Source organism: Mucilaginibacter ximonensis (genome assembly GCF_042686265.1).
Taxonomy (GTDB): domain Bacteria; phylum Bacteroidota; class Bacteroidia; order Sphingobacteriales; family Sphingobacteriaceae; genus Mucilaginibacter; species Mucilaginibacter ximonensis.
Genome location: NZ_JBHUPD010000003.1, coordinates 1 through 19752, shown reverse-complemented (window position 1 = coordinate 19752; position 19752 = coordinate 1). Strand labels below are relative to the sequence as shown.

21 protein-coding genes are annotated in these 19752 nt (G+C 42.9%); 12 read left to right on the top strand and 9 right to left on the bottom strand.

Going from position 1 to position 19752, the window contains the following annotated elements; all coding sequences use genetic code 11:
- Window position 1: 1 nt before the first annotated feature.
- Window positions 2–1228, bottom strand: coding sequence for a glutamyl-tRNA reductase (gene hemA, locus ACFS5N_RS13915; protein WP_377186630.1), 1227 nt, complete (start codon window positions 1226–1228; stop codon window positions 2–4).
- 176 nt (window positions 1229–1404) lie between these two features.
- Between hemA and ACFS5N_RS13910 the strand changes: the two genes are divergently transcribed.
- From ACFS5N_RS13910 to ACFS5N_RS13895, 4 genes are all read left to right on the top strand, one after another.
- Window positions 1405–1773, top strand: a complete 369-nt coding sequence (locus ACFS5N_RS13910) for a DoxX family protein (RefSeq protein ID WP_377186627.1) — start codon at window positions 1405–1407, stop codon at window positions 1771–1773.
- A gap of 74 nt (window positions 1774–1847) precedes the next feature.
- Entirely contained in the window at window positions 1848–2678 is an 831-nt protein-coding gene (locus tag ACFS5N_RS13905) for an alpha/beta hydrolase family protein (RefSeq protein ID WP_377186624.1), read from the top strand.
- A gap of 59 nt (window positions 2679–2737) precedes the next feature.
- Window positions 2738–3736 (top strand): MBL fold metallo-hydrolase, encoded by a 999-nt coding sequence (locus ACFS5N_RS13900; RefSeq protein WP_377186621.1) that lies wholly within the window; start codon window positions 2738–2740, stop codon window positions 3734–3736.
- Between the two features lie 147 nt (window positions 3737–3883).
- A complete protein-coding gene (locus ACFS5N_RS13895; protein ID WP_377186619.1) occupies window positions 3884–4201 on the top strand; it encodes a hypothetical protein in 318 nt (105 codons plus the stop codon).
- Here ACFS5N_RS13895 and ACFS5N_RS13890 read toward each other — a convergent pair.
- The gene (locus tag ACFS5N_RS13890; protein WP_377186616.1) at window positions 4198–4731 is read right to left on the bottom strand and encodes a dihydrofolate reductase family protein; all 534 of its coding nucleotides are present in this window, start codon (window positions 4729–4731) and stop codon (window positions 4198–4200) included. The two genes, ACFS5N_RS13895 and ACFS5N_RS13890, sit on opposite strands and share 4 nt — an antisense overlap.
- 173 nt (window positions 4732–4904) lie before the next feature.
- On the opposite strand from ACFS5N_RS13890, the gene ACFS5N_RS13885 reads away from it, so the two are divergent.
- The gene (locus ACFS5N_RS13885; RefSeq protein WP_377186613.1) at window positions 4905–5222 is read left to right on the top strand and encodes a hypothetical protein; all 318 of its coding nucleotides are present in this window, start codon (window positions 4905–4907) and stop codon (window positions 5220–5222) included.
- Window positions 5223–5491: 269 nt separating this feature from the next.
- On the opposite strand, the gene ispG is transcribed toward ACFS5N_RS13885, so the two are convergent.
- The gene (gene ispG / locus ACFS5N_RS13880) at window positions 5492–7510 is read right to left on the bottom strand and encodes a (E)-4-hydroxy-3-methylbut-2-enyl-diphosphate synthase (RefSeq protein ID WP_377186610.1); all 2019 of its coding nucleotides are present in this window, start codon (window positions 7508–7510) and stop codon (window positions 5492–5494) included.
- 89 nt (window positions 7511–7599) lie between these two features.
- Between ispG and ACFS5N_RS13875 the strand changes: the two genes are divergently transcribed.
- The gene (locus tag ACFS5N_RS13875) at window positions 7600–8064 is read left to right on the top strand and encodes a hypothetical protein (RefSeq protein ID WP_377186607.1); all 465 of its coding nucleotides are present in this window, start codon (window positions 7600–7602) and stop codon (window positions 8062–8064) included.
- 96 nt (window positions 8065–8160) lie between these two features.
- Window positions 8161–8775 (top strand): RDD family protein, encoded by a 615-nt coding sequence (locus ACFS5N_RS13870; RefSeq protein WP_377186605.1) that lies wholly within the window; start codon window positions 8161–8163, stop codon window positions 8773–8775.
- Window positions 8776–8785: 10 nt separating this feature from the next.
- On the opposite strand, the gene ACFS5N_RS13865 is transcribed toward ACFS5N_RS13870, so the two are convergent.
- Genes ACFS5N_RS13865 through ACFS5N_RS13855 form a run of 3 tightly spaced genes read right to left on the bottom strand, consistent with a single transcriptional unit; the run spans window position 8786 to window position 11178 of the window.
- On the bottom strand, window positions 8786–9769 hold the full coding sequence (locus tag ACFS5N_RS13865) for a LiaI-LiaF-like domain-containing protein (protein WP_377186602.1): 984 nt from the start codon (window positions 9767–9769) through the stop codon (window positions 8786–8788).
- A 23-nt stretch (window positions 9770–9792) separates the two neighbouring features.
- On the bottom strand, window positions 9793–10380 hold the full coding sequence (locus tag ACFS5N_RS13860) for a PspC domain-containing protein (RefSeq protein ID WP_377186599.1): 588 nt from the start codon (window positions 10378–10380) through the stop codon (window positions 9793–9795).
- A gap of 21 nt (window positions 10381–10401) precedes the next feature.
- A complete protein-coding gene (locus ACFS5N_RS13855; protein WP_377186597.1) occupies window positions 10402–11178 on the bottom strand; it encodes an SDR family NAD(P)-dependent oxidoreductase in 777 nt (258 codons plus the stop codon).
- Window positions 11179–11301: 123 nt separating this feature from the next.
- Here ACFS5N_RS13855 and ACFS5N_RS13850 point away from each other — a divergent pair, with 123 nt between their 5' ends.
- The 3 genes from ACFS5N_RS13850 (at window position 11302) to ACFS5N_RS13840 (ending at window position 14770) form a co-directional block, all read left to right on the top strand.
- Entirely contained in the window at window positions 11302–13203 is a 1902-nt protein-coding gene (locus ACFS5N_RS13850; RefSeq protein ID WP_377186594.1) for an energy transducer TonB, read from the top strand.
- Window positions 13204–13289: 86 nt separating this feature from the next.
- A complete protein-coding gene (locus ACFS5N_RS13845; RefSeq protein WP_377186591.1) occupies window positions 13290–14021 on the top strand; it encodes an MlaE family ABC transporter permease in 732 nt (243 codons plus the stop codon).
- Window positions 14018–14770, top strand: a complete 753-nt coding sequence (locus tag ACFS5N_RS13840) for an ABC transporter ATP-binding protein (protein ID WP_377186588.1) — start codon at window positions 14018–14020, stop codon at window positions 14768–14770. The genes ACFS5N_RS13845 and ACFS5N_RS13840 overlap by 4 nt, the downstream gene beginning before the upstream one ends.
- Before the next feature lie 4 nt (window positions 14771–14774).
- Here the strand turns inward: ACFS5N_RS13840 and ACFS5N_RS13835 are convergent, their stop codons facing one another.
- Together ACFS5N_RS13835 and ACFS5N_RS13830 are read right to left on the bottom strand one after the other, a co-directional pair.
- Window positions 14775–15599: a hypothetical protein gene (locus ACFS5N_RS13835; protein ID WP_377186585.1), complete on the bottom strand. Its 825-nt coding sequence runs from the start codon at window positions 15597–15599 to the stop codon at window positions 14775–14777.
- Window positions 15600–15690: 91 nt separating this feature from the next.
- Window positions 15691–16524 (bottom strand): hypothetical protein, encoded by an 834-nt coding sequence (locus ACFS5N_RS13830; protein WP_377186582.1) that lies wholly within the window; start codon window positions 16522–16524, stop codon window positions 15691–15693.
- Window positions 16525–16723: 199 nt separating this feature from the next.
- On the opposite strand from ACFS5N_RS13830, the gene ACFS5N_RS13825 reads away from it, so the two are divergent.
- Both ACFS5N_RS13825 and ACFS5N_RS13820 read left to right on the top strand, forming a co-directional pair.
- On the top strand, window positions 16724–17608 hold the full coding sequence (locus ACFS5N_RS13825; protein ID WP_377186579.1) for a class I SAM-dependent methyltransferase: 885 nt from the start codon (window positions 16724–16726) through the stop codon (window positions 17606–17608).
- 112 nt (window positions 17609–17720) lie between these two features.
- Window positions 17721–18779: a hypothetical protein gene (locus ACFS5N_RS13820; protein WP_377186576.1), complete on the top strand. Its 1059-nt coding sequence runs from the start codon at window positions 17721–17723 to the stop codon at window positions 18777–18779.
- Window positions 18780–18840: 61 nt separating this feature from the next.
- Here the strand turns inward: ACFS5N_RS13820 and ACFS5N_RS13815 are convergent, their stop codons facing one another.
- A complete protein-coding gene (locus tag ACFS5N_RS13815) occupies window positions 18841–19596 on the bottom strand; it encodes a hypothetical protein (RefSeq protein WP_377186573.1) in 756 nt (251 codons plus the stop codon).
- Window positions 19597–19752 lie beyond the last annotated feature (156 nt).

The window sequence follows — 19752 nt, the reverse complement described above, 5'->3', positions numbered from 1 at the left end:
ATTAGTTATTATTGATCAATATATCTTTAGCCATAACCATAGGCACGCTGATATATTTTTTCTCCATGTAGGCAATCACCTTTTCTAAAGTTTCGCGGGCCTGGGCATCCATATTCAATACCTCATCGGCAAATACGGTGTTTAGGGCGGCGTTGCGTATTTCTTTGATCTTTTCAGGAACTTCGCGCATAGCTAATTCAACTTTACGTTGTTTTAACTGGATGCAAAACTCAGCGATGTTTTCGTCAATAATAGCCTCGGCATGGGTTAGCTCCTGGTAGCGCTCCTGCAGGTTACGCTTAGCAACTTCGTTTAATGAGCACACTTCGATAAAATTTACCGGAAACTGTTCTAAAACTTCAGGAGCGGTATCGTTAGGAATAGCCAGATCAACTATGGTTTTTTTGTTAGTACAGCCCTTTAGCAAGCCGGCATACACCTGAGGGGTAATAATAGGCTCAGTTGCTGATGTACAGGTGATGATGACATCAAAGCCTTTATCGTAGGTTTTTAAAGCGTCAAGCGTATAAGCATCGCCACCCAGATCGGCAGCTAATTTTTGAGCTTTTGACAGCGTACGGTTAAACACAGCAAAATTGCTGAATTTATGTTTTTGAAGATATTTGGAAATGTTTTGGTTGGTTTCGCCGGCGCCTATGATGAGGATGCGGGCATTTGAGCAAAGCCTAAGGTCATTAAGCTTACGGTAGGCCAGCGATACTACCGAGATTGGATTTTTGGAGATGTTGGTGTGTGTGTAAACTTCTTTTGCGGTTTTGACGACACAGTTCATAAACATTCGCAATCCGTCGCCGGTAAGGCCGGCTTCGCGGCAGGTGTCATAAGCTTTTCGCAGTTGGGCCAGGATCTCTTTCTCTCCTACCACCAAACTTTCAAGCGAGCACGACATTCGCAACAGGTGATTCAAAGCTTCACGATCTTCATAAATTGAAGCAGCGTCCACAAATAAACCGCTGTGGTGCGAACAAAGACCAATTTCCAGTTTCTGAATAAATTTAGTGGCAAATGCCTTGTCGACCACCTGAGGGGTGATCATTACAAACTCAACCCGGTTGCAGGTTGCCACGTAAAATAACTCAGTAATGCCAAATTCGGCTTTAACCTGATGCAGCTTCTCAGTTAAGTTCTCCTCACAGATTACCAACTTCCCCAGTTCTTTCAGCTCGATCTGTTTGTGCGTAAAAGCTATTACCTTTAAATACTTCAAAGCATTTTTAAATTTGACCCAACAAAAATAATATCTTGAAGCAGATCATCTGTCAAGACTTTGTCATACAGTGCTATTTAGAATGTCTATAAATAACCACTCTATTTTCAATTAATTGATTGATTTGATACTAAAAGTGTAACCAAACCGGCAAATTAGCCGCCAAAAATATAAAAATGGCAAAAAGATTAAATATGATTGTCATCATTTTTTGCTATTTAGCTGCCGGCAGCAATCATTTTCTGCATTCGGGTGCTTACATCGGTATAATTCCGTACTATATTCCCTTCCCCGTTTTTGTCAATTATTTGTCAGGGATTCTTGAAATATTGTTTGGGCTGCTGCTCATCTTCAAGGCTACCCGTCGGTTTGCCGCGCTGGCCATAAGTCTAATGCTCATTGCTTTTTTACCCGTACATATTCAAATGATTATTAATGCACCTTTTAAACTCGGTACGTTTACGGTTAGCCCCTGGGTTGCCTGGGCGCGGCTGGCTTTACAACCTACGCTAATTTGGTGGGTTTGGTGGAGTGCGAAAGATTAATTGTAACAAGCCGGGCTAAAAACTATCTATTATTTGGTCAATACTAGCTATTGTATTAATATTGACTATAAACAATGATTAAACAAGAAACCTTTACCCTACCCGGCAGCAAAGACCGCGCCATGCTGATGGATCTGACTTATGACAGTCGCCATAAAACAGCGCCGCTCATAATTTTTGTACATGGTTTTAAGGGATTCAAAGACTGGGGAACGCATGATCTTGTCGCCCGGTATTTTGCCCAAAATGGTTTCAGATACCTGAAATTTAACTTTAGCCATAACGGTACAACGCCGGCTAATCCGCTTGATTTTACTGACCTGATAGCTTTTGCAGATAATACTTTCAGCATTGAGCTGGACGACCTGAATACCGTGATTGATTTTGCCTGCAATGGTACAGGCTTTCCACGAGCTCATGGCGTTTTCCTGATTGGCCACAGCATGGGCGGGGCTATCAGCATTATTAAAGCCAGCGAGGATAAGCGGGTACTTAAACTGGTTACCATGGCATCCGTCTCGGGCTTTAATAACTTATGGCCTAAAGATGCAGAGCAGCAATGGCGCTTACAAGGCATAATGTACGTGCATAACAGCCGCACCAATCAGCAAATGCCCTTAAAATCCACTTTGCTGGATGATTTGGCGCGCAACCCGGGCCGCCTGGACATTTTAGCAAAAGCTGCGCAAGTGGCCCAACCCTGGTTAATGGTGTTTGGCGATCATGACAAGAGCGTAACACTTGCACATGCAAAAGAATTACATCAGGCACAACCACAGGCTGCTTTTTCTGTTATAAAAGGGGGCGATCATACTTTTGGCGGCACACATCCATATGCTAAGGACGTATTGCCTCAGCATCTGCTTGATTTTTGCGATCAGGCTATTGAATTTTTAAACAAATAATCTGAATGGCTGGTAACTAACGTCGCTTGCATTATTTAACCACACTCTACCAACTAAGCATGGGCATATCACCATCCAAAAAAATAGGCCGTAAATATCAGAACACCATACCTACCGGCGAAGTTAAGCCAGGTGATATTATACCGATGATCAGGGCATACGCCACCAATAAAGCCGAGGTGGTACCCAAGAAAACGCTGGGACCGTTTAAAACGGACGTCTCCATTTATCAAACACCACCTAAAACCGGCTTGCGCATTACCTGGATAGGGCATTCGAGTTTATTGATCGAGATTGACGGCCGCACCATTTTAACCGACCCGGTTTGGAGCCAGCGAGTTTCCATGACTCAATTATTCGGGCCTAAACGTTTTTTTAATCCACCGGTAAGGTTGAGCGATTTGCCGCCTTTGGACGCCATTATTATATCTCACGACCATTACGATCATCTCGATAAGGCTACAATCGAATTCTTTAAAGGTACTACCATCCCGTTTTATTGTTCGCTCGGTGTTGGGCAATACCTGCAAAAGTGGGGTATAGTTAAAAACTTCATCACCGAACTAGACTGGGGCGACAGCGTAATGATTGATCATGACCTGGTAATCACTGCCACACCAGCCAGGCACTTTTCAGGGCGCGGGATTATCGGGCGTAATGAAACTTTATGGTCATCGTTTGTGATAAAGGGAAAGAACCACAATATTTTTCATGGTGCCGATTCCGGCTATTTTCCCGGATTCAGGGACATTGGCGAGACCTTCGGGCCGTTTGATCTGGCGACGCTGGAAATTGGCGCTTATGGCCAATACTGGCCCGATATACATATGGGGCCGGATAAAGCCTCAGATGCTTTCCTTGATCTGAATGCCCGGATAATGATGCCTATTCACTGGGGTACCTTTAACCTGGCGCTGCATGCCTGGTTTGAACCAATTGAAAAGTTGCTCGGCTATGCCGGCAAAAAAAATATTCAGCTTTTTGTACCTGAACCGGGCATGCCTACCGAGGTTAGCGGCCCGCATAACAGTAACTGGTGGAAAGCATATTTAAGCTAAGCCGATCAAAATGTATGTAAAATATAATCTATATTATAAAAAGCGTCATTATACAGCAATAATTGCAACAAAACAGTAAATTTATTAAAAAGTTAACAGCTATTTAGCTTTAAATTGCGTATTTTGTAAAAAAGTAACGAACAGAATATGGGACGAGTCGCGATAGTTGCCTACAAGCCAAACCCCGGCAACGAAGAAGCGCTACGAGCGCTGATAAAGAAACATGCGTCCTGCCTACGTGAAGCAGGACTGGTCACAGACAAAGAATCATTTATATTAGAAACCAAGGACGGTGCGATAGTTGAAGTCTTTGAGTGGAAATCAGAACAAGCCATGAAAAATGCGCACAAAAACCCAAAGGTGCAGCAAATGTGGCGCGAGTATGCCGAAGTATCTACCTATACTCCGCTAAACCGCTTACCTGAGGCCGGCAAGCTATTTGCTGATTTTGCGCCGGTGTGTTAAACACCGCGGTCGCGGGCGAAGGTATTTTTCACCAGTCCGCCGGTATAAACATCTGTTGATTCATGTTTAAAATTGAGTTGGGCACTATTGCCGAACAAGGGGACGCCTCCGCCCAAAACAATAGGAATAATGGTGATGATCAACTTATCAATCATATCCAGCGCCATAAAACTTTGAATAGTTGCGCCCCCATCAACATAGATATTATTGATGCCTTTTGCATTTAGCCCGGCTACTACTTCTTTCAAGTCGCCTTTTACCAATTGTGCTTTGTTTGCCCATTTACCGGTTAGCTCAGTAAGCGTATTACTGATGACAAATACAGGCTTGTTATACATCCACATATCAAAGCCGTTAACGGTCTCAAAAGTGTGACGGCCCATAATAAGAGCGTCGATACCCTTCATAAAATCAAAGAAACCGTAATCGCTTTGATCAGGGTTAGGATATTCTGTGAGCCATTTGATGTCTCCATTTTTGCCGGCTATGTAACCGTCGATGCTGGTTGCTATGTATACGATGTTAGGCATGGGTTAAAGATAGGGATAAACTATGGTATTGCGTGTTAACTTATGCTCATGTGTATTCCTAGTTGTAAGGATCGTCCCGCTCAATCGCCGCGGGTAGGCTTTGTTCTTTCCCTTGATGAAAAGAACCAAATACTTAGCGTAGCGATCTCATTCACACTAAAAATTAACAACCTGTGAATAATCAAGTCAACTGTGATGCTTCTTTGCGCTCTTGGCCTTTGCCCTGCAAAGCAGGTAAAACCTGGGCAGGGGGCCTGTTGCCGCAATTTGTCGCACTTAGGCTTGTGCTTCAGGCAACATTCCCGACAGCCCTCCACCGCACTTGCCCAGCATCGTTTTACCTGCTTTCGCCCGAAGCTGTACAGCTGACACTGGTGAACACATTGAGAATAGTGCTAAAATTGAAGGAAATCAAAAAAGCGGGTAAAGGCCTGCCAATCCACCGGGCCGGGTGTATGGCCCGTGCGGCTGAAGCGATTGGATTGGCTTGATGTTTGGTTACTTTGCATTTAAGGTAAAGTAACAGCCTTAGCGGCAACTGAGCGACACCAAGCGACAAGTAACAAAGCGACTAGAATAGCATTTGCAGAGATTGCTTCGTGCCTCGCAATGACGAAATAAGGATTATGCCTAATCAAAAAAAGGTGTCATACTGAGCTTGTCGAAGTATATTGCGCAAAGGCCCAAAAGTTTGACCGACCAACGCTCGCCCTTCGACGGGCTCAGGGTGACACCCTTACTATATCGCTAATTAAATTAATTATGCCTCCACAGGTTCAACCCAATTCCCATCTTCACGTATAATATCAATCAACTCGTCAAGCGCATTAGCGGCGCTGATGTTTTTCTTCACGGCTTCTTTGCCGCGGTAAAGGGTGATCTTGTCGGTGCCCGAGCCTACGTATCCATAGTCGGCGTCGGCCATTTCGCCCGGGCCGTTTACAATGCAGCCCATAATGCCGATCTTTAATCCTTTTAAATGACTGGTGCGGCTACGGATCATCTGGGTGGTCACCATCAAATCAAACAGCGTACGGCCGCAGCTTGGGCAAGATATATATTCGGTTTTTGAAATACGCGAACGGGTAGCTTGCAAAATGCCAAAGGCCGTGGAAGTGATGACTTTAGTTTCTACCTGTGGTGCGTCAATCCAGATGCCATCGCCAAAACCGTCCACCAGCAGAGCGCCCAGATCCGTACCTGCGTATAACTGTAAGTTCTGAGCCTTGAGTTCAGCGTCTTGAGTGTCGAAATTATAGGTTCTTTTAACTATCACCGGAATATCCAGCCCCAGTTCTTCCATTTTAAAGAAGAACGAACGCTGATCGGCCATACCATGCAAGGCATCGGTCTCTAAAACAAAAATCAGCGAATTGCTTAACGGCAATGAACCGAACGCATCCGAATCAATATCCGCAGGCTTTAATCTTACCAGGTTTAAGGCAGACGACTGATCATCGGCCTCAATAAACTCCTGTAAAGTAAATACCGGATGGCAAAGCGTTTTATCGGTCAGTTTTTTCCAGGCCGGGTAATTATATAGCTGTTTTAAGTTAGATGGCAGGTTAAACGATGGCAGTTCATCGCCAAAATAAACAAAATCGACCGACTGCTCGGCCATGTTATACTTATCCAAAATTGGCGAGTAGATATAACCGGCATCAGTCAAAACGGCTGCATCTTTGAGGTTAGCGCGCGACAGGTCGACCACAACACGCGGTACCATATGCCCGCCTATAAAAGCGTTGGCTTCGTAGGTTTCGCGTTTTTTGTATTCGTAGGGATTGTGAGACCTCTCCCCGGCCCGCTCCAAAGGAGAGGGAGTTCCTTGCGCTAATTCCTGATTCTTGTTTCTTGACTCCTGGCTCTTAGCTCGCGCAGCGTACCGTTCAACCAGTGCTATAGCTACGGGCGCTTCAGCTTCGGGCTCTTCGGTCAACGACACGCGAACAGTATCGCCTAAACCGTCTTCAAGCAGGGTGCCAATACCCACGGCCGATTTGATGCGACCGTCCTCGCCATCGCCGGCCTCGGTTACGCCCAGGTGCAGCGGGTAGTTCATACCTTCGGCCACCATCGTTTCAACCAATAAGCGGTAAGCCTGCACCATCACCTGCGGGTTGCTCGATTTCATCGAGATCACCAGGTTTTGATAGTTTAGCGTCTCGCACATGCGCATAAACTCCATAGCCGACTCGACCATCCCCTGCGGGGTGTCGCCATAACGGCTCATAATCCTATCGCTTAGCGAGCCATGATTTGTGCCGATACGCATAGCGGTACCATACTCTTTACAAACCTTTACCAGCGGTGCAAACTTATTGTAGATGCGCTCCAGTTCGGCCTGATACTCGGCATCGGTATAATCTATCTGGTCAAATTTCTTCTTGTCGGCGTAGTTGCCGGGGTTAACGCGTACCTTTTCAACAATGCGCGCAGCTACCTCGGCTGCGTTGGGGGTAAAATGTATGTCGGCAACCAGCGGGGTGTGATAACCGCGGTTGCGTAATTGCTTTTTAATTTCAGCCAGGTTTTGAGCCTCTTTAATGCTTGGCGCTGTAATGCGCACCAATTCGCAGCCTGCTTCAATCATGCGGATAGACTGTTCAACCGTACCCATGGTGTCCATGGTATCAGTCGTGGTCATGCTTTGTATGCGGATAGGGTTATTGCCACCCATCGCCAGATCGCCAATCATTACCTCTCGCGTAACAAAACGCGAATATTCGGTTAATGAGTTACAATAACGGCCGGGCAATAAGATTGTAGAAGAGCTCATGTACTAGATTATATCAGTGCAAATTTAACGATATTATAGAGGATTAAATTATTTAATAAGCGATATTTAGTCCCTTAACCGTCACACAAATGAGAAGCAAAATAATAACGCTATTGGCAATCTCTGCATTTTTATCATGCAAACAGCCCGAAAGTCCTGAAGTAAAAATAAAGCAGATAATACAGGGGGTGTGGGACGATAAAATCGAATTCGAAAAAATCCAAACCGAATTAGAGCGGGCCGCAAAAACCAACACGCCGGTAAAACGCGATACTTCAAACCCACGTATCATAACACTTGACATAGAAACTGATCGTATTTTCTCAGATATTGTACCTATAGACGTCGGCTTAAGTAATGGCGATGGCACCGGCATTAATTTCATCTTACATTCGGGCAAATATCCTAACTCAATTTTAACAGCTAAGAATCTTGAGATTGCCTATAAAATTAAAGGTATTGATACTACATTAATACTTTACAGACCTGATAATGGCAAAATGGTTAGCAGGGAATTTGTCCGAACGATGCGTGCATTCCCGCGCTTGGAATAATTACACTATTATTTAACATTGGGACCTGGGCCGCCTTAATGAATTTAGTTAGGTTAAGAATGAATTTACCTTCAAAAAAGGTACCTTTGTGTTACAATGAACGAAGAATATTATCTGTTAGATAACGGCGAGAAAAAGGGTCCGTATACGTTTAAAGAAATTACGCAGCTGGATATTGATATCCATACGGAAATTATAACTGCAAATAATAAGCAGCAGTATGCCTCAGAGCTGCCTGAATTTAATGAATACTTTGAACGTAAAGGAATTTATTTCCCTACTGAGGATAACTTGGCAAGTTTTGGCAAAAGATTGGGCGCTTTTTTAATAGATTATATAGGCTGGTATATGCTGGTGTCGAACATTTTAACAAATTCTGGCCTGATAGTGTTACCTCCCGGCTATAAATTGGGCGACCCTTTACCACCAGCCATGTTACAGCTTTCATTAATTATGCTGGCTTCGTTTATGATATACAATACCATATGTGAGTTGACGCCTTTAAAAGGAAGCCTTGGCAAAAAGGTTTTACGACTGATTGTAGTTGATATTGACGGGCAGCGTTTATCCATTCAAAGCGCCTTATTGCGTAACCTGGGCGTAGCGCTTTCCATCACCATCTGGATACCGTTTTTAAGTATTCTTTTCAGCGAACACCGCCAGGCCTGGTACGATAGCTGGGCAAAAACTTACGTTATAAACACCAATTAAGGTTAAGCAATTAATATCGCTTAACCTTAAAGTCGGCCATGCCGCCGCTCATTTTAATAAACATTTTGTTTTTAGCGTTGCTGAAGCCAGGGGTTTCGTAAGTACCATCGGCCATTTTATTAAAGCCATCAAAGTTGGTTGATGATAAGCCTGTGCTGCTTTTGATTTGGCAAGCTGCGGTAGCAGGTACGCTAATGGTAACGTCTGACATACCGGTTTCAACAATAATGTTAGTAGCAACCAATGGTTGACCCATTTTCAAGTTAAATTCTGCCGCACCACCAGCCAGATTAACCGAGCGAACCTTAAATTTCGACAGATCGAAATCCAGTTCGGTAGCGCCGGTTTTTACATTGATGTTCCACTCCGGGTTGGCGTTCAGTTTAAATACAGCAGAGTTTGTGTGGATGCTGTCCTTATCTTTTCCTTTGTCGTCATCATCGTTAAAATCAAACTTAAAGTTACGGTTACCACGCATTTTAAAATTTAAGGTATATGCAGAGTCGGTATTGGTATGGCTAAACTCATATCGGCCTCTAAATTCTTTGGTTGATGCCGTGAATAACTCGCTGGTCGTATCGTTTAAAGTATACACGGTACCACCACCGCTGATATTTAACGTAGCAACTTTTGCGTTGGCTACATAGGGTGTATTAAATTCGCTGTTACCTGATACTTTGGTAATGTGGCCATGGCTGCTGCTGTCATCGCCATCGTCATACCAGGTATAAGTAGGAAAGAACTCGCTACGACGACCAAAATTGCCGAATATGATAAGCCCGAAACCTATAAATATTACCGCCAGTTTTAAAGCAGTTGCCCAGCCTGAACGGTTATTGGCAAATATCAGGTTAATACCGCCCACCACAAAGAATATAGGCCACAGGTGAAAAAAGTTACCTAAATGAAAGTGTATAACATCATAGTTATGCAATAGTATTGTCGCTCCAATCAGTACCAGGACAGTGCCGGGGATTATTTTATCGTTTTTCATGATCTTTTAAGCTTTTGGGTTGATTATATAGTTGGAGGAGTATCGGGTGTTTTATCCTCTGGTTTGTCTTCAGTTTTTGTTTCGGTTGCTGGTTCGTGAGCAGTTGCCCAGTCTGTCTGCTCCCATGGTTTCTCTTTTTTAGGCGAAAATATCATTAATACGCCCAAAGCTACCAATACTACCGGCCACAGCTTACCAAAGTCCCAGTCGGGCAGTAAATCAAAGTTCTCCAGCAGGAAGAAGGCACCAAATGCTACCAGGGCCATACCCACCACCAGGCCAGCGCCCGATTTCTTTTTAGGCTGCACATAGGGGCTGCCGGCTGCGTGGCCAAACGGGTTGTTAGGTATGCTGTAATCTACAGGGCCATTTTGTGGCGGCATGGTATAATCAACACCCGGTTTAAAACCGGTATCAAAACGGTAAGTGATTTTTTTCGGCATAATGATCCAAAGAATGATGTAAGGCAGCACCCCTACGCCGTGCAATATCATTGATATCACAAATATGCCACGTACTATGGTAATATCTACATCAAAATAATTGGCTAAACCTGCGCACACACCAGCAATCATTTTATGCTGTTCGTCGCGTTCTAATTTCTTTTCCATGTTCTTTAAGTTTTAATTAGTTTAGAGTTGTCCCTTTGCGGGTTTGATAATAATTTGGTCGACGTTGGCGCCTTTGCTCATTTTATAAATAGTTAAAATGGCCGATGCTACGTCTTCAGGCAAAACCATAAGGTCTTTATCAACATCCTGGCCTTTCCATGAGTCGGTTAGTGTTGAGCCGGGAATTACTGCGGTTACTTTCACACCGTGCTCTTGCATTTCCAGCCGCATGGTATTGCTCAGGCTTAACAAGGCTGCCTTGGTTACGCTATAAATACCGGCCTCAACAACAGGGTTTAGTGAAGCTACCGAGCATATGCTGAAAATGTGCCCCTCGCCCGCTGCTGCCATGTCTTTACCAAACAAACGGTAAAGCTCATAAGCCGGCATCAGGTTGGTGTTTACCATCTTCTCGAACAAGCCCTGCTCATCATCCAATATATTTGAATACTTATACATGCCCAGGTTGTTAACGATGATGTTGATAGCGCCCAGTTCGCGGCGGGCACCTTCGGCAAATTGCAAAAGCTGCTGGCGATCACTCCCATCAGCAACGGCGGTAAACACTTTGATGTTGGGGTTGATGTCAAGCAGCTCGGTTTTGAAAGCTGCCAAATCGTCCGTATTACGTGCATTTACAGCCAGGTTGATGCCCTCTTTAGCAAAAGCTATTGCTATTGCGCGGCCCATGCCTTTGGTTGATCCGGTTATTAAAGCATTTTTCATCTGTATTACTTTTATTTTATTGGTGATGAAGCTATCATGCCTGATGGTTTCATAATCTAAAAGTAGATACAATTTTAAAATCCCCGGCACACAAATCGGGGAACGGGGCTGAATAGTCGGTGAAAATGTAATTGAGCAGGGTAGCAGCTTGGCTATTTCAAAAATTGCTGCTATATTTCAAGGTATTTTTAGTTTATGTATAAAACCTTATCACTCTTATTACTGTGGGTATTGATGCTCCAGAATGTTCATGCCCAAACTACGGTTAAATCTGACACGTTGAAGTATTATTTTGACGCTGCTAATATTGAGACCAATAAAGAAACTGCAGATCACTCTTTGTTAATTTTACCTAAAAGCGAAAAAGACGGAGGCCTGTATCCAGTGATAGAATACTATAAAAATAGTCAATTAAAATTATCGGCCTTTTTAACTTCACAATTATTTAGTAACAATTTTGAAGGTCCTGCAACTACTTATTATCCTAACGGCAACAAGCAACGAGTTGCTACTTATCACAATGGTTTAGTAGTTGGCGAAAGCAGTTATTTTTTTGAGAGCGGTAGCCTCTATAAAAAAATCGCAATTACCAAAAACAAAAAGGGTGAGGAAGAGACACATACCACCGAATATTTCCCGAATGGTCATATATCAATGACTATTGATATTAATACAGCGCAAGCCAAAGGGAAAATTATCAGTTTTTTCCCAAATGGCAATATCTATACCATTAAAGAGTTTCCCTATCCCAGCGATGGGGGATACATAGAATGCCGAGACTCGATTGGAACCGTTTTAGCTACAAAAGGCAATGGAAAAGTGGTAATTTATACTAATGATTTTACAGCAGCCATTAAAAAGGCATCTCTTAAAGGCGGCACGGTCACCGGCGATTGGGAGCCAATTATTGATTCAGCAGCAGTTTCACATTTTGACAAATCCGAGCCTATTGAATCTATTATAACTGAGAAGCCATCATTTAACGGCGGTAGCTCAGGCTTTATACAAAAAACTAAGCAGGACTTTATCGATTACTTTCAAAATACTTTCAGATATCCCAAAGAGGATTTGAAGAAGAAGACTACAGGCGACGTCAATATAGTTATGATTGTTGAAAAAGACGGTGCAATAACTCATATTAAAGTTAATAGTACTGTAAGTAAAGCAATGGAAAATGAAGTAGTTAGAGTATTGGAGTTATCTACGCCATGGAGTGCAGGCCTCTCGATAGAAGGCAAGCCAGTGCGTTCAGCCACCAATTTAACAATTAAATTTAACTTTCTAATCAATAATCGGGAAAAAGCGTCGCCTAACATAGATATATATTTTGATGATAGCGTACCCGATTTTGCTGCTCTGGATGCTGCTTATAATAAAACAGATTCTGCAATATCGGTAAGTAAAGTTGATAGGGCGCCTGAGTTTATGTCGGGTGTTGCAGGAATCAAAAACTTCCTGTTTAATAATCAACGCTACCCAGTTGAAGACAGGGAAAATAAACGCTCGGGAAAAGTTTATGTTCAATTTATCATTGAAAAAGATGGCCATGTCTCTAATGTACATGCCTTAACAGGTGCAAGCGTTACCATGAAAGCTGAAGCTGAAAGAGTCCCAAGACTATTTCCAAATTGGCAGCCTGGTACCTTAGACGGTAAGCCTGTACGAGTAATATATACCTTACCCATCGCCTTTTTATTGAGTGACACCGCCATGCAAAAACCTGACGTGATGCCGCAGTTCCCGGGCGGCCTTGAAAAATTTGGACAATTTTTGGTCAACAATGTTCACTTTCCGGCGGCTGATAGAGAGAACGGGGTTTCGGGTAAGGTGTTCCTGACGTTTATGGTTGAAACAGATGGTTCGCTTTCAAATATTAAGGCGATTAGAGCCCCAAGTAAAACGATGGCGGACGAAGGAATTAGAGTTTTATCTATTTCCCCTGCCTGGACACCGGGTTACGCCAATGGTAAACCGGTGCGGGTTCAGTATACAGTACCAATTAATTTTACGTTAGAAATCGATAATGGTTCGTACTACTATAATTCAGGAGGCAGAGGAAGCAACGGAATGACATTCCGCCATGGCTTAAACAATTAACCACCTTTAGCGTTAAATTACTACATTTAAAACACGGTGGGTTACAAAAAGTAAATGTATTTTTAACCCAATTTACATATGATTGCATGTTTTACAGTTTAGGCAAGTACATCCTCTTATTGCGTTTAAGTTTCAGGCGGCCCGAAAATTTCAGGGTTTACTGGAACGAGGTTATGCGCGAAATGGTCTCTATCGGCATTGGCTCTTTAGGCATTATTGCAATCATATCCATTTTTATCGGTGCGGCTACCACCATTCAGGTTGCTTTCCAGCTAAGCAGTCCACTGGTATCTATGAGCATTGCCGGCAAAATTGCGCGCGACTCAACTATACTTGAATTTAGCCCTACCATATCAGCGCTGGTACTGGCCGGGCGTGTAGGTTCAAGCATTGCCTCGCAGATAGGCACTATGCGTGTAACCGAACAAATTGATGCCCTGGAAATTATGGGTGTTAACGCACCTGGTTACCTAATATCGCCAAAAATTATTGCCAGCATGACAATGATACCTTTGTTGGTTATTGTGTCCATAGCTCTGGGCATAGGCGGCGGGTATCTGGCCTGCGTATTGTCTGGCGACATTACTCCTGACGACTACATAACCGGCGTTCGCGATGGGTTTGACGGTTTAACAATGCAGGTGGCCTTAGTTAAAGCTGTAGTGTTTGGGTTTATAATTGCTTCCATTTGTGCCTACCAGGGCTTCTATACTTCGGGAGGCGCCCTTGAGGTTGGCCAATCGTCAACCCGCGGCGTAGTTTATAGCTGTGTAATGATATTATTTGCCGATTTAGTGATAACCCGTATAATGTTATGATCGAGATTACGGATATCTATAAAACATTTGGCGAAAACGAGGTACTCAAAGGCATATCGGCCAAATTTGAACCGGGAAAAAACAACCTCATCATAGGCGGTTCTGGTTCGGGTAAAACAACTTTGTTAAAATGCATAGTTGGTTTACATGAACCCACTAAAGGCTCGGTATTTTTTGCCGGTGAGAACTTTACAGAAATGAATTTTGAACAGCGCGTGCCTATCCGCACGCATATTGGCATGCTGTTTCAAAACTCGGCGCTGTTTGACTCCATGACCGTAGAGGAAAATATTATGTTTCCGCTAAACCTATTTACAGACAAATCAAAAGCCGAAAAACTGGAGCGCGCCAACTTTTGCCTGGAACGGGTTAACCTTGAGGGCAAGAATAAGCTTTATCCAGCCGAGCTATCGGGTGGTATGAAAAAACGCGTGGGCATTGCACGGGCCATATCTATGCAGCCTAAATATTTGTTTGTAGACGAACCTAACTCAGGCCTCGACCCTAAAACATCTATTTTGATTGACGACCTGATTGCCGAAATCACCGAGGAGTATAAAATGACGACTGTGGTAGTTACGCACGATATGAACTCGGTAATGGGTATAGGCGATCACATCATCTTTTTACACAATGGCGAAAAATGGTGGGAAGGCAGCAACAAAGAGATAGCCAAGACTGACAATAAAGAGCTGAACGACTTTGTCTTTGCCAGCAAGTTTATGCAGGCAGCGCGTAATAAGTTATGACATACTATTTAGCTAATGTATACGTCCCCCAACAATCAGTGGTATTTAAAACACTCATGTAAGAGTTGGCTAGCTTTACGTCAGTAACTTTCATCTGGGTGATTACGCCTTCAGTATTGCGGGTAATATCCACACCCGGCACATAATCCAGTTTCAATTCATTGAACCGTATGGCGTAGTTAAACGGGGTTTTATTATTGATAGAAAGTCCCAATACTTTAAGGTCGACAGAAATCTCGAGTGTATAATTCCTATTGCCATCAAAGGCGCTGTAAGCTTTAACACCGTCTTTATTATAAACTGATATAAGCGTATCAATATCGCCCTGTACACCACTTAGCCTAATAAATTTGGCTTTATCATTCAGCAATGCATTATTCACTTTAATCAACGAATCAATTTTCCGGTTGGCATTTGGTGCATCGGCTTTGGTGTCATACAAAACATTCAAATTTATTACCGGCGAATTATCGGGCGCGAAAACAGGATACATAACCGAAACCCCACCAACCATTGATTTTCTTACCTTATTTACCACCAGCGACACGCCGCCGTTGATCATTTTGTTGATGATCTCTTTGCGATTTGAGCTAACTATCAGGTACAGTTTATTATCGTCGTTAGCTATGGTGTAAGATGCCTGAATAGCATGGTTATAAGCCTGAAGCCCGGCGGGCCACTCATTAACTTTACCATCTACTTTAATATTGGCTGGAGCACGTAATGCGGTTTTTTGAATGTTTGGCAATTTTTGGCCGTTTGCAAAAGCCGCCAAAAACAAGGCCGGTAGTACGGCACAGAAAAACTTGCAGTTAAATACGCTTGGCATCAGGAATATAATTGGTTTTACTAAATGTAATAATAAAACAATCTTATCAGCAAAATAAATATTGCATAAAGCCCATTAGCCCTCTTTGCGGCTACTTGGCCAGCGTATATTCGCCCGAGAAATTCGTGGGATTGGCAAAGCCCAGATTATTGGGCCCGGCGTAACCAACATAAACACGGCTACCGTCGCCGGCCAGGTAAGACATTTGGTTATTACCATCAATCTGTACCTCGCCCTGAATGCCATTAACCTGTAAGGTATATTTAAAAGCGCCGGGTTTATCGGCAGCAAATTTTATTGCGCTTAGTGGAATGGCCAACTCATAAGTAAAAACAAATGCTTTGTCTGCGTGCGTAAAATTGCCGGCGGCTTTATATCCATCAGTATTAAAAATAGAAAGAGTGCTATCCGGAGCAGCATTGGGGTCGCCCACAACGCCAATAATTTTCAGGCGTGATGAAAGGTCGGCATTAAAAACAGCTAGGGTTGAATCGGCCATTTTATTGTTCTGAACCGTATCCTTTACCTCAAGGTATGGATTGCCTAAATTATAACTCGGCGGACGCTCCGTTTTTGTATACGCCGGAAACGTTACTGCCAGACCGTCTTTCTGGTCTACCGAACCTGTATTGATGGTTAATGTAACACCATTAGCGATAATCTTACGAATAATTCTCTTTTCGTTTGATTGTACGATAAGATACAATTTGGTGGCGCTGTTAGCCAACGTATAGTAAACCTCAGTAGTACGGTTAAAAGCTTGAAAGCGATTATTCCACTCGGTGGTTTTACCGTCAACTTTAACAACTGCCGGAGCGAGTACGCTGGCAGCCTGTATCTTTGGCAACTTTTGTGCACTTGCTGTTATAGTCAATAATAAAGCTGGTAAAAGCAGCTTATAAGTAGTTTTTAGTAGCTTTTTCACACCGATCTGTTTTGGGTGATTAAAAATACAGATCATTGGTTTTGTGAAAAAATTTTCTGCTTATTCTAACAAACTTGTTACTACAAGTTGACAGGTGCCGCATTGGTTTTCAAAATAGGGCTGGCTACAGGCCGATAAGTAGCCTCAAATGCCTATATTTGCCGATCAATATTCTTTGATAAATACTCGTTAAACGGCAATGATCCAACTGCTTACTCCCACCCACTGGAAAGATTACGAATTGATAGACTGCGGCGATTTTGAAAAGCTGGAGCGCTTTGGAAATTTAATATTGATCAGGCCCGAGCCACAGGCTGTCTGGAATAAAGTGTTACCGCAATCAGAATGGCAGCGTCTGCATCACATCCGTTTTAAGGGCCGCACAGCCACATCAGGCGAGTGGATCAAGAAAAACCCATCTACACCCGATCGCTGGCACATCGAATACAAAAACCCCGAGGCAGCCATTAAATTCAGGTTAGCGTTAACTTCGTTTAAACATGTCGGTATTTTCCCCGAGCAGGCTGTTAACTGGGATTACATATCGCAAAACGTTAAAAAATTTACAACGCCCCACCCCAAAGTGCTCAACCTGTTTGCGTACACTGGCGGCGCTTCATTAATTGCCAAAGGTGCCGGCGCGGATACTACACACGTCGACTCCATTCGCCAGGTGGTAACCTGGGGAAATGAGAATCAGGAATTATCAGGTCTGCAAAATATTCGCTGGGTTGTTGAGGATGCCTTAAAATTTGTAAAGCGCGAATTAAAACGCGGCAAAAAATACAATGGTATTATCCTTGATCCGCCGGCTTACGGGCATGGCCCCAGCGGCGAAAAATGGAAACTTGAAGATAATATTAATGAAATGATTAAGGATGTAGTTCAATTACTGGATCCTGAAGAACATTTTTTAATCCTCAATACTTATTCGCTTGGTTTTTCGGCAGTAATCGTCGAAAACCTTATCAAAAATGCATTCCCAAAGGTCCAAAACCTGGAGATTGGCGAACTGTACCTGCAAGCAACATCGGGCATTAAATTGCCCCTGGGTGTGTTTGGTAAGTTTTATAAACACAAATAGGCAATTTGTGGATAAATTTAACCTATCGACTAAATTAAATCGCGTTATTTTGTGACAGGTATAATCCTCGAGCCGAAGCCACACAATTCACACACAAGCAAACAAATTATAAATGAAAAATATATTTTTATCTACACTTTTAGTGCTATCGTTAGGATTGTTTTCTAACTGCACGCAAAACAAAACTAATGCTAAAGACACCAGGCAAACTGCAGCTACAGCAAACACCGCCGGTGAAAATGCTGAGGCCGCGCCCGGCGACACCACTAAAAAAGTAGTTTACCCGCCGCTAGATAAAAAACTATATGATTCATTAATGAAACGCCTGGCAAACGGCGATACTACCGGAAAATGGCCTGTAAAAAACGCACCTTACCCGTTGCCTGGTGCTATTTTACCATTTAAACGTGTGGTAGCCTTTTACGGTAACCTGTACGCTAAAAAGATGGGGATTTTAGGCGAGCTGCCGCCTAACGAAATGCTCGCCAAATTAAAAGGCGAGGTTAAAAATTGGGAGCGCGCCGATCCAAAAACTCCGGTACAGCCTGCTTTGCATTATATAGCGGTAGTTGCCAGCGGCAACGCCGGTAAAGATGGAAAATACCGTAACCGGATGCCTTTTAAGCAAATAGATAGCGTATTAGTATTGGCCAAAAAAGCTCACGCTATAGTTTTCCTGGATGTGCAGGTTGCTCTAAGCAATATTCATACTGAGTTACCTTTATTAGAAAAATACCTGATCATGCCTCAGGTGCATTTTGGAATGGATCCTGAGTTCTCAATGAAAGACGGTAGTTTACCGGGCAAAAAAATAGGCACCTATGACGCTGCAGACGTAAACTATGTTTCAAATTACCTGGCAGGTTTAGTAAGAAAATATAATCTGCCTCCTAAAATTTTAATTGTTCACCGCTTTACTAAAAAGATGTTGACCAATTATCAGAACATCAAATTACATCCTGAAATTCAACTGGTAATGGATATGGACGGTTGGGGCGAACCAGACTTAAAAGAAGGAACCTGGCGCTATTTCATCAAAAATGAGCCAGTGCAATTTACCGGCTTTAAATTATTTTATAAAAACGATATCAAAAAGGCGCCTCACCATATGCTGACACCACAGGAGGTGTTAAAGAAAAAGCCTAACCCAATTTATATACAATATCAATAATAGAATTATTTATAAAGCAAAAGCCCTTCGATAACCTCGAAGGGCTTTTTGTTGCGTTAGGCTATTTATTAACAAGCGTCTTTGCGTCTATATTATCAAAATCCAATTCAGGATATTTTTGTAAGGTTGAATAATTAACAATTAGCGGATAGTTGTTTGCACCTGACCGAGGCACCATTAGTTCGCCCTCATTATTTATAACCCAAACCGATAGTCCGGTTTTTTCATCAATAGTATATACATCTACATCGCCAAAAGCTACACCCTCCATATCAGGGTAATGTGTAGTTTTTATAGTAACCCACTTACTATTATTACGCTTGAAAGTTTGTATTGCGACAGGCGTATAACCATCTCCGAAATAATAAGGCATTATCAAAGAATCTGTAACGTACATCGTATTATTACCTGCGGCATCATCCGGGTTATACACATAATATTTACCCCGGTAGCGATAAACAGGTCGCCACTCAACCGGGAAGTGGCCAACAGCGGCATGAATTAGCTTATGTTTCCCTTTTTTCAGTTGGGTAAGATAATTTTTGAGATTGGCGCTGTCGCCATTGCTCCAGGGGAAAATCTGATCGTAAGCGGGCGAGTTTCTATTAGGATCGATATAAATTGCGTGCACAACCTGTCCTGTAGTATCTGTAGTGCGGCTGATAAAAAAAGTGTCTTTTACCATGATGCCTGTATCGATGCGGGGTTTGGCGCCCGGGGATTGGGCGGAAGTATTATTTTTTTGCTTATCGGTCCTATTTGAGCACGACGAAAAAGCAAAAAGACAAACCAAACCCAGGTAGTAGTATAATTTCATGAGCAATACTTTACAAAGTATATAAATATCTATAAAGATAAGAGCAATTAAAAGTTTACAAACGCAAAACGCCCATCTTCTAATGAAGACGGGCGTTTGATAAAGTTTGGCACCGACCTACTCTCCCACGTTTTACCGCAGTACCATCGGCTCTGG

What these genes read in the sequence shown, in the direction of transcription:
- ACFS5N_RS13835 (WP_377186585.1), bottom strand. Translation starts at nt 15,599, where the DNA reads ATGCCAAGCGTATTTAACTGCAAGTTTTTCTGTGCCGTACTACCGGCC.
- ACFS5N_RS13860 (WP_377186599.1), bottom strand. Translation starts at nt 10,380, where the DNA reads ATGGAAAAGAAATTAGAACGCGACGAACAGCATAAAATGATTGCTGGT.
- ACFS5N_RS13890 (WP_377186616.1), bottom strand. Translation starts at nt 4,731, where the DNA reads ATGCCTAACATCGTATACATAGCAACCAGCATCGACGGTTACATAGCC.
- ACFS5N_RS13820 (WP_377186576.1), top strand. Translation starts at nt 17,721, where the DNA reads ATGAAAAATATATTTTTATCTACACTTTTAGTGCTATCGTTAGGATTG.
- ACFS5N_RS13875 (WP_377186607.1), top strand. Translation starts at nt 7,600, where the DNA reads ATGAGAAGCAAAATAATAACGCTATTGGCAATCTCTGCATTTTTATCA.
- ACFS5N_RS13845 (WP_377186591.1), top strand. Translation starts at nt 13,290, where the DNA reads ATGTTTTACAGTTTAGGCAAGTACATCCTCTTATTGCGTTTAAGTTTC.
- ACFS5N_RS13840 (WP_377186588.1), top strand. Translation starts at nt 14,018, where the DNA reads ATGATCGAGATTACGGATATCTATAAAACATTTGGCGAAAACGAGGTA.
- ispG (WP_377186610.1), bottom strand. Translation starts at nt 7,510, where the DNA reads ATGAGCTCTTCTACAATCTTATTGCCCGGCCGTTATTGTAACTCATTA.
- ACFS5N_RS13870 (WP_377186605.1), top strand. Translation starts at nt 8,161, where the DNA reads ATGAACGAAGAATATTATCTGTTAGATAACGGCGAGAAAAAGGGTCCG.
- ACFS5N_RS13815 (WP_377186573.1), bottom strand. Translation starts at nt 19,596, where the DNA reads ATGAAATTATACTACTACCTGGGTTTGGTTTGTCTTTTTGCTTTTTCG.
- ACFS5N_RS13910 (WP_377186627.1), top strand. Translation starts at nt 1,405, where the DNA reads ATGGCAAAAAGATTAAATATGATTGTCATCATTTTTTGCTATTTAGCT.
- ACFS5N_RS13865 (WP_377186602.1), bottom strand. Translation starts at nt 9,769, where the DNA reads ATGAAAAACGATAAAATAATCCCCGGCACTGTCCTGGTACTGATTGGA.
- ACFS5N_RS13905 (WP_377186624.1), top strand. Translation starts at nt 1,848, where the DNA reads ATGATTAAACAAGAAACCTTTACCCTACCCGGCAGCAAAGACCGCGCC.
- ACFS5N_RS13900 (WP_377186621.1), top strand. Translation starts at nt 2,738, where the DNA reads ATGGGCATATCACCATCCAAAAAAATAGGCCGTAAATATCAGAACACC.
- ACFS5N_RS13895 (WP_377186619.1), top strand. Translation starts at nt 3,884, where the DNA reads ATGGGACGAGTCGCGATAGTTGCCTACAAGCCAAACCCCGGCAACGAA.
- ACFS5N_RS13850 (WP_377186594.1), top strand. Translation starts at nt 11,302, where the DNA reads ATGTATAAAACCTTATCACTCTTATTACTGTGGGTATTGATGCTCCAG.
- ACFS5N_RS13825 (WP_377186579.1), top strand. Translation starts at nt 16,724, where the DNA reads ATGATCCAACTGCTTACTCCCACCCACTGGAAAGATTACGAATTGATA.